General features: G+C 61.0%; 10 protein-coding genes and 1 pseudogene. 7 read left to right on the forward strand and 4 right to left on the reverse strand.

Going from position 1 to position 13,529, the window contains the following annotated elements; translation table 11 throughout:
• The first annotated feature begins 83 nt into the window (after nt 1-83).
• Complete coding sequence (locus CAF73_RS25045) at nt 84-572, forward strand: SRPBCC family protein (RefSeq protein WP_085704544.1); 489 nt, start codon at nt 84-86, stop codon at nt 570-572.
• On the forward strand, nt 559-720 hold the full coding sequence (locus CAF73_RS25050; RefSeq protein WP_227233070.1) for a hypothetical protein: 162 nt from the start codon (nt 559-561) through the stop codon (nt 718-720). The genes CAF73_RS25045 and CAF73_RS25050 overlap by 14 nt, the downstream gene beginning before the upstream one ends.
• Before the next feature lie 290 nt (nt 721-1,010).
• Here CAF73_RS25050 and acnA read toward each other — a convergent pair whose 3' ends face one another.
• Entirely contained in the window at nt 1,011-3,752 is a 2,742-nt protein-coding gene (gene acnA, locus CAF73_RS25055) for an aconitate hydratase AcnA (protein ID WP_085704546.1), read from the reverse strand.
• A 222-nt stretch (nt 3,753-3,974) separates the two neighbouring features.
• Between acnA and rlmM the strand changes: the two genes are divergently transcribed.
• Together rlmM and tusA are read left to right on the forward strand one after the other, a co-directional pair.
• A complete protein-coding gene (gene rlmM / locus CAF73_RS25060; RefSeq protein WP_085700520.1) occupies nt 3,975-5,048 on the forward strand; it encodes a 23S rRNA (cytidine(2498)-2'-O)-methyltransferase RlmM in 1,074 nt (357 codons plus the stop codon).
• Between the two features lie 65 nt (nt 5,049-5,113).
• Nucleotides 5,114-5,365, forward strand: coding sequence for a sulfurtransferase TusA (gene tusA / locus CAF73_RS25065; RefSeq protein ID WP_085700519.1), 252 nt, complete (start codon nt 5,114-5,116; stop codon nt 5,363-5,365).
• Nucleotides 5,366-5,413: 48 nt separating this feature from the next.
• Here the strand turns inward: tusA and CAF73_RS25070 are convergent, their stop codons facing one another.
• On the reverse strand, nt 5,414-6,823 hold the full coding sequence (locus CAF73_RS25070; RefSeq protein ID WP_085700518.1) for an MATE family efflux transporter: 1,410 nt from the start codon (nt 6,821-6,823) through the stop codon (nt 5,414-5,416).
• Nucleotides 6,824-7,002: 179 nt separating this feature from the next.
• On the opposite strand from CAF73_RS25070, the gene pdxB reads away from it, so the two are divergent.
• Nucleotides 7,003-8,145 carry a 4-phosphoerythronate dehydrogenase PdxB gene (gene pdxB, locus CAF73_RS25075; RefSeq protein WP_085700517.1) on the forward strand — a complete coding sequence of 381 codons (1,143 nt, stop codon included), beginning with the start codon at nt 7,003-7,005 and terminating at the stop codon, nt 8,143-8,145.
• Nucleotides 8,146-8,202: 57 nt separating this feature from the next.
• Here the strand turns inward: pdxB and CAF73_RS25080 are convergent, their stop codons facing one another.
• Entirely contained in the window at nt 8,203-8,382 is a 180-nt protein-coding gene (locus tag CAF73_RS25080; RefSeq protein WP_085613114.1) for a PA1571 family protein, read from the reverse strand.
• A 259-nt stretch (nt 8,383-8,641) separates the two neighbouring features.
• Here CAF73_RS25080 and CAF73_RS25085 point away from each other — a divergent pair, with 259 nt between their 5' ends.
• Together CAF73_RS25085 and CAF73_RS25090 are read left to right on the forward strand one after the other, a co-directional pair.
• Nucleotides 8,642-10,417, forward strand: a complete 1,776-nt coding sequence (locus CAF73_RS25085; RefSeq protein ID WP_170929777.1) for an ABC transporter transmembrane domain-containing protein — start codon at nt 8,642-8,644, stop codon at nt 10,415-10,417.
• A gap of 65 nt (nt 10,418-10,482) precedes the next feature.
• Nucleotides 10,483-11,496, forward strand: a pseudogene (locus tag CAF73_RS25090) (Fic family protein).
• Between the two features lie 89 nt (nt 11,497-11,585).
• On the opposite strand, the gene CAF73_RS25095 reads toward CAF73_RS25090, so the two are convergent.
• Nucleotides 11,586-13,514, reverse strand: a complete 1,929-nt coding sequence (locus tag CAF73_RS25095; RefSeq protein WP_085704548.1) for a transglycosylase SLT domain-containing protein — start codon at nt 13,512-13,514, stop codon at nt 11,586-11,588.
• Nucleotides 13,515-13,529: the final 15 nt, after the last annotated feature.

Below are 13,529 nucleotides of genomic sequence, written 5' to 3' on the forward strand. Positions count from 1 at the left end.
GCCCGACCGTTGCACCGGATTGATACAACTTCGGATTGGACATGTGGTCATACAAGCCTACTGTTCAAAACAGGAGGTGACGTATGAAACCAGTACCCAACAGCTTTGAACGTAAAATCATGCTCAGGTCGCCGCGCTCGCATGTCTGGCGTGCCCTGGTCGATGCCGAGGCGTTCGGCCAGTGGTTCGGCGTTGCGCTGGAAGGCCGGCGGTTTATACCGGGCGAATGGACGCAAGGGCAGGTCACGTACCGCGGTTATGAACATGTGCTCTGGAATGTGTTGGTGGAGCGGGTCGAGCCGCAACAGCTGTTCTCCTTCCGCTGGCACCCGTACGCGGTGAACCCGAAAATCGACTACTCCCAGGAACCGACCACGCTGGTCAAATTCGAACTGCAGGACTACGAGAACGGCACGTTGCTGAAGGTCTCCGAATCAGGTTTTGCGCACATTCCCGACGTGCGCCAGAAAGAGGCCTACTACATGGACAGTCGGGGCTGGGAGGAGCAGTTGAGTCGACTTGAGCACTTCCTGACGGAAAGCGACCGTTCCCGCGAGCGTGAAGGTAGCTGATCTCGACCTGTTCACGCCGTGGCTGGGACGCTGTGCGCTGGTATTCGCCGGACTGTCTGCCGCGTGGTTCATGGAGGATGACGAGCAAAAAGCCGCCGCCGGACAGCTGAAATTCGCCGGATTGGCGGCTTCTGCACTCGATGTCTGACACGCCTAAGGGTTTTCGGAAGGCCTGCTATGGCGAATGTCTTACACGCGATGGTAGCTATTTCGACTATTGCCGATTGGATCCAGAGCGTAACCTAGCCTCATCAACTGAAACACAGGGAGTGTTTCAGGATCACGGATGATCGACCATTAGCAAGGATCGCTGCCGACAGGGAGTCGATAATGGTCTTGGGAAAAACCCGCTTCGGCGGGTTTTTTTTCGCCCGCAGAAAAGTGCGCTGCCCACACAGAAACACCGCCGATCTGGCGGTGTTTCTGCATCTGCAGGTGTTACGAGGCGATCAACTGCCGCAACACGTAATGCAGGATCCCGCCGGACTTGAAGTACTCCACCTCGTTCAAGGTGTCGATGCGGCACAGCACTTCGATTTTTTCCTGACGTCCGTCTTCACGGGTGATAACCAGCGCCAGGTTCATCCGTGGTGTCAGCTCGACGCCGCTCAGGCCCTGAATATCCAGGGTTTCCTTGCCGGTGAGGTTCAGGCTCTTGCGGTTCTGATCCAGTTTGAACTGCAACGGCAGCACGCCCATGCCCACCAGATTGGAACGGTGGATCCGCTCGAAGCTTTCGGCGATCACCGCTTTTACCCCCAGCAGGTTGGTGCCCTTGGCGGCCCAGTCACGGCTGGAACCGGTGCCGTATTCTTGCCCGGCAATCACCACCAGCGGCGTGCCCGAGGCCTGATAACGCATGGCCGCGTCGTAGATCGCCAGTTTCTCGCCGGTCGGAATGTAGATCGTGTTGCCACCTTCTTCGCCGCCAAGCATTTCGTTGCGGATACGGATGTTGGCAAACGTGCCGCGCATCATGACTTCGTGGTTACCCCGGCGTGAGCCGTAGGAGTTGAAGTCCCGTGGCTCAACGCCTTGCTCGCGCAGATAGCGCCCGGCCGGGCTGTCGGCCTTGATGTTGCCGGCGGGGGAGATGTGGTCGGTGGTCACCGAATCGCCCAATAGCGCGAGCACTCGCGCGCCTTTCACATCGGCGATCACCGGCAAAGGCCCGGCAATGTCGTCGAAGAACGGCGGGTGCTGGATGTAGGTCGAATCCGCCTGCCAGACATACGTCGCAGCTTGCGGTACTTCGATGGCTTGCCACTGTTCGTCGCCGGCAAACACTTCGGCGTACTCCTTGTGGAACATCGCCGTGTTGACCTGATTCACAGCGTCAGCGATTTCCTTGCTGCTCGGCCAGATGTCGCGCAGGTACACCGGATTGCCCTGCTGGTCATTGCCCAGCGGTTCGCTGCTGATGTCGGTGCGCACACTGCCGGCCAGGGCATAGGCGACCACCAGCGGCGGCGAGGCCAGCCAGTTGGTTTTTACCAGCGGATGCACCCGGCCTTCGAAGTTGCGGTTGCCGGACAGCACCGACGCCACGGTCAAATCGGCTTTCTGGATAGCTTTTTCGATCGGTTCCGGCAGCGGGCCGGAGTTGCCGATACAAGTGGTGCAGCCGTATCCGACCAGCGAAAAACCGAGCTGATCGAGGTATTGCGTCAGTCCGGCGGCTTTGTAGTAATCAGTGACCACTTTTGAACCCGGTGCCAGCGAACTTTTCACCCACGGCTTGCGGGTCAGGCCTTTTTCCACGGCTTTTTTCGCCAGCAGGCCGGCAGCCATCATCACGCTGGGGTTGGAGGTGTTGGTGCAGGAAGTGATCGCGGCAATCACCACCGCGCCGTTTTTCAGGCGATAGGTGTGGCCGTCGTACTCGTAATCGGTTTCGCCGACCAGATCGGCATTGCCCACAGCGACACCGCCGCCGCCTTCGCTTTCGAGGCGTCCTTCTTCCTTGCTGGTGGGTTTGAATTGCAAGTCGAGGAAGTCGCTGAACGCCTGACCGACATTCGGCAGAGACACCCGGTCCTGCGGACGTTTCGGCCCGGCGAGGCTGGCTTCGACGCTGCCCATGTCCAGCGCCAGACTGTCGGTGAACACCGGCTCCTGACCGGGCAGGCGCCACAGCCCTTGAGCTTTGGTGTAGGCCTCGACCAGTTTGACCACTTCTGGCGGACGACCGGACAGGCGCAGGTATTCCAGCGTCACGTCATCGACCGGGAAGAAGCCGCAGGTCGCGCCATATTCCGGGGCCATGTTGGCGATGGTGGCGCGGTCGGCCAGCGGCAGGTCGGCGAGGCCGTCACCGTAGAACTCGACGAATTTGCCGACCACGCCTTTCTTGCGCAGCATCTGGGTCACGGTCAGCACCAGGTCGGTGGCCGTGATGCCTTCCTTGAGCTTGCCGGTGAGTTTGAAGCCGATCACTTCCGGAATCAGCATCGACACCGGTTGCCCGAGCATCGCCGCTTCCGCCTCGATCCCGCCGACGCCCCAGCCGAGTACACCGAGGCCGTTGATCATGGTGGTGTGGGAGTCGGTGCCGACCAGCGTGTCGGGGAAGGCGTAGGTGCGGCCGTCTTCATCCTTGGTCCAAACGGTGCGGCCAAGGTATTCGAGGTTGACCTGGTGGCAGATCCCGGTGCCCGGCGGCACCACGCTGAAATTGTCGAAGGCGCTCTGGCCCCAGCGCAGGAAGGCGTAGCGTTCGCCGTTGCGCTGCATTTCGATGTCGACGTTCTGTTCGAAGGCGCTGGCGCTGGCGAACTTGTCGACCATCACCGAGTGGTCGATCACCAGATCCACTGGCGACAGCGGGTTGATTCGCTGCGGATCACCGCCGGCCCTGGCCATGGCGGCGCGCATCGCGGCCAGATCGACCAAGGCAGGAACGCCGGTAAAGTCCTGCATCAGCACACGGGCAGGGCGGTACTGGATTTCTCGGTCGGAGCGGCGCTCTTTGAGCCACGCGGCAATCGCCTTGAGGTCGGCGCCGGTAACGGTTTTTTCATCTTCCCAGCGCAGCAGGTTTTCCAGCAGGACTTTCAGCGACATCGGCAGCCTGGCGAGATCGCCCAAGGACTTGGCGGCATCCGGCAGGCTGAAATAGTGGTAAGTCTTGTCATCGACTTTCAGGGTCTTAAGGGTGTGCAGGCTATCGAGGGACGGCATTACGATCACTCCTTTGAATCCGCACGGCTACGGATTGAGGGGACGAATAGAGCTTAAAACTTAGCCCTGTTTTAGGTAGCTGGCTAATAACTGGACTCTATGACAGGAACCAAGGTTCCGACATCGGCTATCATGCGCCGGTTTTCGTGACAGGCTTTGCTTCAACGCAGGGTCTGGGCATCGCGCAGGGGATGAATGATCGCCCTCTGCCCAGGAGTAAGAATGAACACCCTATTCATGCATTGCCGGCCAGGCTTCGAAGGCGAAGTCTGCTCGGAAATTTCCGACCTCGCCGCTCAGCTGAACGTGGCTGGCTACGCCAAGGCCAAACCGGCCACCGCTTGTGCCGAGTTTGTCTGCACCGAAGAAGACGGCGCCGAGCGCCTGATGCGCGGTCAGCGTTTCGCCGAGCTGATTTTCCCGCGCCAGTGGGCGCGCGGGTTTTTCATCGATCTGCCGGAAAACGACCGCATCAGCGTGATCCTCGCGCACATGGCTGAATTCCCGGTCTGTGGCAGCTTGTGGCTGGAAGTCGTCGACACCAACGACGGCAAGGAACTGTCGAATTTCTGCAAGAAGTTCGAAGGCCCGCTGCGCAAGGCCCTGACCGGCGCCGGCAAGTTGGTGGAGGACGCCGGCAAGCCGCGCCTGCTGCTGACCTTCAAAAGCGGTCGTGAGGTGTTCCTCGGTCTGGCCGATGCCGGTAACTCGGCGATGTGGCCGATGGGTATTCCGCGTTTGAAGTTCCCGCGCGAGGCGCCAAGCCGTTCGACCCTGAAGCTGGAGGAGGCCTGGCACCATTTCATCCCCCGCGATCAGTGGGAAGATCGCCTGCACAGCGACATGACCGGCGTCGATCTCGGCGCGGCGCCGGGCGGCTGGACCTGGCAACTGGTCAATCGCGGCATGCTGGTGACCGCCATCGACAACGGCCCGATGGCCGAAAGTCTGATGGACACCGGTCTGGTGCAGCACTTGATGGCCGATGGTTTCACCTTCAAACCGAAGCAACCGGTGGACTGGATGGTCTGCGACATCGTCGAGAAGCCGGCACGCAACGCCGCGATGCTCGAAGAGTGGATCGGCGAGGGGCATTGCCGGGAAGCGGTGGTCAACCTCAAGTTGCCGATGAAGCAGCGTTACGCGGAGGTGAAGCGCTTGCTCGAGCGCATCGCCGACGGGTTCAAGGCCCGCGGGATCAAGGTCGACATCGGCTGCAAGCAGCTGTATCACGACCGCGAGGAAGTGACCTGCCATTTGCGCCGCCATGATGTGAAGAAAGCCAAAGCCCGCTGAGCGCGCGGCAGGTGACCGAACACCCGGCCTTGGGCGACAATGCCGGCCAGTTTCAGGAGTGAATCATGAGTGAAATGATCAATATGCCGGTCGACGGCACCCTCGACGCTACGGGCCTCAACTGCCCGGAGCCGGTGATGATGCTGCACCAGCACATCCGCGACCTGGTGCCCGGTGGCCTGCTCAAGGTGATCGCCACCGACCCGTCGACCCGCCGCGACATCCCCAAGTTCTGCGTGTTTCTTGACCATGAACTGGTGGGGCAGCACGAAGAGGCCGGGACCTTTCTGTACTGGATCCGCAAGAAGTCTGGTTGATCTGAAAGCAAAAAAGACCTGCATGTGCAGGTCTTTTTTTATGCCCGGTCAGCCCATCGAGCGGCTGATGCGAATGCGTGTGCGTGCACTGCGCGTCAGGCGGATCGATAGCATCAGCGCCGCGCAGCTGAGGCCGACGATCAGGCCTTCCCACAAGCCGCTCGGGCCGCGTGGTTCGCCGAGCCAGTCGGTCAGGCCGAGGGCGTAACCCACCGGCAGGCCGATGCCCCAGTAGGCGAACAGGGTCAGGATCATCGTCACCCGGGTGTCCTGATATCCACGCAGTGCGCCGGCGGCGGTGACCTGGATCGCGTCGGAAAACTGGAACAGCGCCGAGTACACGATCAGCATCGCGGCGATGTGAATCACCATCGGATCCGACGTGTAGATTGCCGCAATGTGTTCGCGCATCAGCAGCATCATGCTCGCCGACAGGCAAGCGTAAGCCAGCGCGGTGCCCATGCCGACACCTGCCGCGAAACGCGCTTCGCGGGGCTCTTCACGGCCCAGAGCCTGGCCGACCCGCACAGTCACGGCCATGCCCAGCGAGTACGGAATCATGAACACCAGCGAGCTGACGTTCAGCGCAATCTGGTGCCCGGCCACCACCGTGGCGCCGAGGCTGCCGATCAACAACGCAATCACCGCAAAGATGCTCGACTCGGCAAACACCGCGACGCCGATCGGCAGACCGATGGCCAGCAAGCGCTTGATCACCGCCCATTGCGGCCAGTCGAAACGGCTGAACAGTTCGCTCGACTTGTAGGCCGGCGCCCAGCGCTCGTAACCGGCCAGACCCAGTGCCATCACCCACATCACGATCGCCGTGGCCCAGCCGCAACCGACGCCGCCCATGGCCGGTACGCCGAGGTGACCGTAAATGAACACGTAGTTCAGCGGAATATTCAGAGCCAGACCGCACAGGCCCAGCACCATCGCCGGGCGGGTGCGACCGAGACCGTCACTGGTGCAGCGCAGCACATGGTAGATGGCCACGGCCGGCAGACCGCTGGCGATGCCGTGCAGGTACTGCATGCACGGGCCGATCAGTTCCGGATCGACTTTCATCAGGTGCAGGATCGGTTCGGCGCTGAACAGCATCGTGGTCGCCATCAGGCCCACCACCAGTGCCAGCCACAAGGCCTGACGCACGATCGGGCCGATTTCGCTGTGGGTGCCGGCGCCGAAGCGCTGGGCGACTTTCGGTGTGGTGGCCAGCAGAGTGCCGGTCATCAGCAGGAACACCGGCACCCAGATCGAGTTGCCCAACGCCACGGCCGCCAGATCCTTGGGCCCGACGCGCCCGGCCATCACCGCATCGACGAAGCCCATGGCGGTGGTCGCCAGTTGCGCGATCATGATTGGCAGGGCCAGGCCGAGCAGATTTTTCAGCTCCAGGCGAACCCGGGCAGGGCGGTTGAGGGAAACGGCAGCGGGGCGGTCAGTCACGGAATTCACAGGCAAAGCGTCCACAGGGGTTGATGCGCAAGGCCGGGCATTCTACGCCGTTGACGTTATGGTCAGGAAAAATCCTCTGTTGCGGATTTGTAATCGCCCCGCCTCATCAAGAAGTCAAAGCCTGCTGGCTCATCGCAGCCCCAGCGCCTACACTGCCGATCCGCCCAAGGAGCCCCGCCATGCTGATTGTTGCCGACGAAAATATCCCGCTGCTCGATGCCTTTTTTGCCGGTTTCGGCGAGATCCGCCGGGTGCCGGGCCGCTCCATCGACCGGGCCACGGTCGAACAGGCCGATGTATTGCTGGTGCGCTCGGTGACCAACGTCAACCGCGCACTGCTGGAAGGCAGCAAGGTGCGTTTTGTCGGCACCTGCACCATCGGCACCGATCACCTGGATCTCGATTACTTCAACGAGGCCGGCATCACCTGGTCCAGCGCGCCCGGCTGCAATGCCCGGGGCGTGGTCGATTACGTGCTCGGCAGCCTGATGACCCTGGCCGAAATCGAAGGCGTCGAATTGAGTGAGCGCACTTACGGCGTGGTCGGTGCCGGTGAAGTCGGCGGGCGCCTGATCAAGGTGCTCAAAGGCCTGGGCTGGAACGTGAAAGTCTGCGACCCGCCGCGTCAGGCGGCGGAGGGCGGCGATTATGTCAGCCTGGAGCAGATCATCGCGCAGTGCGACGTGATCAGCCTGCACACCCCGCTGACCCGCAGCGGTGATGGCGCGACCTGGCATTTGTTCGACGAGCAGCGTTTGCAGCAGCTCAAGCCCGGCGCCTGGCTGATCAACGCGGCTCGCGGTCCGGTGGTGGATAACACCGCGTTGCGCGAAGTGCTGCTGGAGCGTGAGGACCTGCAAGCAGTGCTTGATGTCTGGGAAGCCGAACCGCAAGTCGATGTGGCGCTGGCAGAACTTTGCGTACTGGCGACGCCGCACATCGCCGGTTACAGCCTCGATGGCAAACAGCGCGGCACGGCGCAGATCTATCAGGCGTACTGCGAATTTATCGGTGAGCCCGCCAGCATTCAGCTCGGTGATCTGCTTCCAGCACCTTGGCTTTCGGAAGTTTCCCTGCATGCCGACAGCGATCCGGCCTGGGCGCTGGCGATGTTGTGCCGTGGCGTGTACGACCCGCGCCGGGACGACGCGGATTTCCGTCGCACCCTGCTGGGCAGTGTCGGTGAGCAACGCGCCGCGTTCGATGTGTTGCGCAAACAGTATCCGGTAAGGCGCGAGATCGAAGGCTTGAAGGTGCGAATCGAAGGAGACTCGCCGACCTTGCGCCAGATCGTGACGGCGCTGGGTGCTGTGGTCGTATAAAAAACGGGCAGAAAAAACCCGGCCTGCAGGGGCCGGGTCAGGAAGACGGTGGCGATATCACTTTTGTTCGGCAGGCTTGACCAATCGCTGTTCCAGTTCGCGGCATGCGTCCTGGATCATGTCTTCAGTGATCTCAATTTCACGCCCGTTTTCGTCGATGATCGAGCAACCCAGAGGTTGGCCGGGCTTGGTGCGGATCACTTCAATCTTGTCATCGCTGCTGTTTTGCAAGGACATGGCCTGTCTCCTCATCAGGTTGTGCGCCTAAGTTAAATCCGTCAGGTGACCAGGCTGTGACAACTCCCTGCGGTCGGTCCGGAACGGCATCTCCACTCAAACAGAAATGACCGTCCGTCTCAACCCGGACCTTAGACCAATAGCCTCTAGGGGGTAGTCTTGCCGGTCATAATTAACCTGACTCATTGTGATTTGCAGAGTTCCACCCCATTTGACTCTGTAGGCCGGCCCTATCCATCAGCACACGACGTGAACCTGAATGATCCCGATGCTCTCCTCGCGCCACCGCCGGGCCCTGCGCCTGACCATTCATTTCCTTACGCCCTATCGCTGGCCGGCATTCGGCGCACTGCTCGCACTGATCGTCACGGCGGGCATCACCCTGTCGATGGGGCAGGGCATCAAGTTGCTGGTCGATCAGGGTTTCATGACCCAGTCGCCGCACTTGCTCAACCAATCCATCGGCCTGTTCATGCTGCTGGTTTTCGGCCTGGCGCTCGGCACCTTTGCGCGGTTTTATCTGGTGTCCTGGATCGGTGAGCGCGTGGTGGCGGACATCCGTCGGCAGGTGTTCAACCATCTGGTGTACCTGCATCCCGGGTTTTACGAGGACAACCGCAGCTCGGAAATCCAGTCGCGGCTGACCGCTGACACCACGTTGCTGCAATCGGTGATCGGCTCGTCGCTGTCACTGTTCCTGCGTAATTTGCTGATGGTCATTGGCGGTGTGGTGCTGCTGTTTATCACCAACGCCAAACTCACTAGCATCGTGGTGATCGCGCTGCCGCTGGTGATTGCGCCGATCCTGATCTTCGGCCGCCGCGTGCGTAACCTCTCCCGGCTGAGTCAGGACCGGATCGCTGACATTGGCAGCTACGTTTCTGAGACCCTCGGCCAGATCAAGACCGTGCAGGCCTACAACCATCAGGTGCAGGACGAACAGCGTTTCGCCAGCACCGTCGAGCAGGCGTTCGAAACCGCACGCAAACGGATTTTCCAGCGAGCCTGGCTGATCACTCTGGTCATCGTGCTGGTCCTCGGCGCCGTTGCGGTAATGTTGTGGGTCGGCGGTATGGACGTGATTGCCGGGCGGATTTCTGCGGGTGAACTGGCAGCGTTCGTTTTCTACAGCCTGATCGTCGGTAGTGCTTTTGGTACTTTGAGCGAAGTGATTGGCGAGTTGCAGCGAGCGGCCGGCGCTGCCGAGCGCATCGCCGAATTGCTGCGCTCGGAGAACATCATCCAGCCACCGACCACGGGATTGGTGACGCTGCCGGAGCGGGTCAAAGGTGAGCTGGAACTGCAGGATGTGCGTTTTTCCTACCCTTCGCGTCCCGAAAACCTTGCCGTCGATGGCTTGAGTCTGACGATCAACGCCGGCGAAACCCTCGCCCTCGTGGGCCCGTCCGGCGCGGGCAAGTCCACGGTGTATGACTTGCTGCTGCGTTTCTACGATCCCCGGGAAGGACGGATCCTGATTGACGGCGTGCCGCTGACGAGCCTTGATCCGCTGGACCTGCGTCGCTGCTTCGCGCTGGTCTCGCAAACCCCGGCGCTGTTCTTCGGCAGTGTTGAAGAGAACATCCGTTACGGCTGCCCGACCGCCACGCTGGAGCAGGTCCAAGAAGCTGCGAAAATCGCTTATGCCCACGACTTCATCGAACAAATGCCCGACGGTTACCAGACCCATCTGGGTGACGGCGGCCTCGGCCTGTCAGGCGGACAACGCCAGCGTCTGGCCATCGCCCGGGCGCTGCTGGTCGACGCGCCGATCCTGCTGCTCGACGAAGCCACCAGCGCCCTCGATGCCCAGAGCGAACATCTGATCCAGCAAGCGCTGCCGAGCCTGATGCAAAACCGCACCACACTGGTCATCGCCCACCGGTTGGCCACAGTGAAAAACGCCGATCGGATCGCGGTGATGGATCAGGGAAAACTGGTGGCGATCGGCACGCATCAGGAGTTGATTGCCAGTAATCCGCTGTATGCGCGGTTGGCGGCGTTGCAGTTCAGTGATGGTCAGAAAACACATTGAATAAGGCTGCCAAGCTCGATGGCATCGGGCACTATGGCGACCATTGAGATGCCTTCGGAAGGGATATGAGCCGCTACCAGCCCCCATTGACCCTGACGCCTCGAATGCTCGGACTGATCGCGGAGATCAGTGAGCAGATCGGTCGGCTTTCGGCTGCCGACAGCGGGCGACAGACACCCCAGTTGCGTCGTGGGAATCGTATTCGAACGATCCAGGCTTCTCTGGCAATTGAAAACAACACGCTCAGCGTCGAGCAGGTGACTGCTGTATTGGCCGGGCAACGGGTGCTGGGTTTGCCTCGAGAAATTCAGGAAGTGCGCAATGCTTTTGCCGCTTATGAATGCCTGATTGACTGGAAACCCGGTAATCGATCCGATTTGCTGCGCGCTCACGAGCTTTTGATGCAGGGGCTGATTGACGAGAGTGGGCGCTTTCGGCGAGCAGGTGTCGGTATCTATCGAGGTGAGCAACTGGTCCACATGGCGCCGCCGCCGAGCCGGATTGCCCAATTGGTGGACGACTTGCTGGCGTGGCTCGATGCTTCGGACTGGCATCCGTTGATTACCAGTTGTGTTTTCCACTATGAGTTCGAGTTCATCCATCCTTTCGCTAATGGCAACGGGCGAATGGGACGGCTCTGGCAAACGTTGATCCTCAGCCAGTGGCGGCCGGTGTTGGCGTATTTGCCCGTTGAGGCGGTGATTCGTGAGCAGCAGGATGATTACTATGCGGCGTTGTCGGCCGCTGACCGACTGGCAGAGTCAACACCGTTCGTGGAGTACATGTTGAATGCGTTGAATCTGGCGTTGCGTGAGGCTATCGAAAGCGAGCCTTCTACCGACCTAGTAAGCGACCCAGTAGCGAAGCTCTTGCGTGTTCTTCGAGGTCGGTCACTGAGAATCAGCTAGTTGATGGCTGAAATGGACTTGTTGCACAAGGCAACCTTCCGGGCCAACTACCTTAATCCTGCGCTGGCCGATGGAATGATTGAAATGACAGTTCCCGAAACGCCAAACAGTCCGACACAAAAGTATCGATTGACCGATCTTGGCAGCGCGGCAGTTGCAAAGTTGATGTGACGGAAGGTTCAAAGGCGCAATAAAAATGCCCGCATCTCTCGATGCGGGCATTTTTGTTTACGTTGATCTATCGGCGATACGAGCTTCAATCACTGATCGTCGAAATACCGCTCATGCCAATCCACCAGCGGTTGCGGCGAGTTGAGTTTCTGACCGTATATCACCGAGTAGGACAGCACGTTCTGCACGTACTGGCGGGTTTCGTCGAACGGGATGCTTTCCACCCACACATCGAAGCTCAGGTGGTCGGCACCGCGCAGCCACTGACGCACGCGGCCGGGGCCGGCGTTGTAGGCGGCGGAGGCGAGCACGCGGTTGCCGTTGAACTGGCTGTGCACCTGGCTCAGGTAGGCGGCGCCGAGCTGGATGTTTTTATCCGGATCGAGCACCTGCTGCGGCGAGGCCAATGGAATGCTGAACTTGCGCGCGGTTTCCTTGGCGGTGCCGGGCATCAGTTGCATCAGGCCGCTGGCGCCGACGCTGGAACGGGCATCGTCCATGAACGCACTTTCCTGACGGGTGATGGCGAATACCCAGCTGGAATGCAGGCCGCGCACCTTGGCTTCGCGTACCAGGGTGTCGCGGTGGGCCATCGGGAAACGGATGTCCAGGTCGTCCCAGTACTGCGCCTGACTGATGGTGCGGATGGCCGGGAAGTACCATTTCAGGTCGTAGGCCAGTTTGGCCTGGGCGACCATTTCGTCACGGTTGAAATGCCGGCTGACGTGGTACCACTCGCGACGTCCGTCGACGATCTGCCCACGGGCGTGGAACTCCAGTGCGCGGCGCACGCCGGGGGTGTTGCGCACCTTGTTGATCAGCGCCTGACTGAGCACCAGCGGTTTGTTGTTCAGCGAATACGGCGATTGCGAGCGGTCGGCGGCGAGGAAGCCGTAGAAATCACGCTCCCGCGACAGATTCTTGTACAGCGTCTGCGCTTCCGGGTTTTTCGGTTGCGCCAGTTCCAGACTGCGGGCCTGCCAGTAACGCCAGCGGTTGGTGGTGGCCAGATCCTGCGGTAGACGGCGGGTCAGTTGATAGGCGTCGTCCCAGCGCGCCAGACGCAGCAGCAGGCGCAGGCGCCATTCGGACACGGTGTTGTCGCGCAGTTCCGGGTCGTACTTGGTCATCACATCCAGCGCGCGGCTGTCGAAGCGGCGGGCCAGAGTCAGACCGATTTCCCGTGCGATCGCGACTTTTTCATCGCGGGAGAAATGCATGCTGCTGGCATATCCGTCGAGCAGGGCCATGGCCTTGTCCGGGTCCTGGCGCGCGAGGCGGCGCAGGCCGAGGCTGACCACGTCCGACATCGGCTCATCGGCTGGCGTGAATCTCGACGGCTGGTTGAGCAGTTCCGGTTTTTGCGCCACATCCACCAGCAGGCGGCCACGCGGGGCGAGGGTGGTCAGGCCGTTGACCAGGCTGTTGGCCAGCGGATAGTTGCGGTGCTGGGCGGCGAGTTTGGCGCGTTCCCAGCGTTTCTGCTCGGTCAGCTGACCTTCGGCGGCCCACATGCCAAACAACGCATCGCAGGCGGCGGGTTGGGATTTGCCGGTCAGCCACAGCTTCTCGGCGTTGGCATAGCCCTCGGCCTTCTTGTCGTGGCTGATCTGGTACTGCGCGTTCAGGCAGTCCAGTTCGGTGAAATTCAGTTTGGGGTCGTAATACTTGACGAACGTCGCCCAGTCGCCGCGATCGGCCAGCCAACGCAGCCAGCGCAACTTCATCCAGTTGGCTTGGGGCAGGTCACCGTGTTCGGCCAGGAATTTTTCGATCTCCGCGTTGCTGGCGGTTTTCAGCCGGGCGGTCAGCTCGTCATAAGCCAGGTATGGCTCCAGCGGATAGTCGGCCAGAGCCTGGCTGTAACGGAAATACGGGCCGGTGTCGCCCTTGGCGAGGGCGCGCTTGGCTTCATCGTAATACTGGCGTTGGGTGGACAGGTCCACCGCCTGGGCGGATTGAACGGCAGCGGCGGAAAGCAGCAAACATGACAAAACACTGAAGAGGCGACTGCGCATGAGACATCCGGGCAG

Origin of the sequence: Pseudomonas sp. B15(2017) (assembly GCF_002113215.1) — a bacterium.
Classification (GTDB): Bacteria; Pseudomonadota; Gammaproteobacteria; order Pseudomonadales; family Pseudomonadaceae; genus Aquipseudomonas.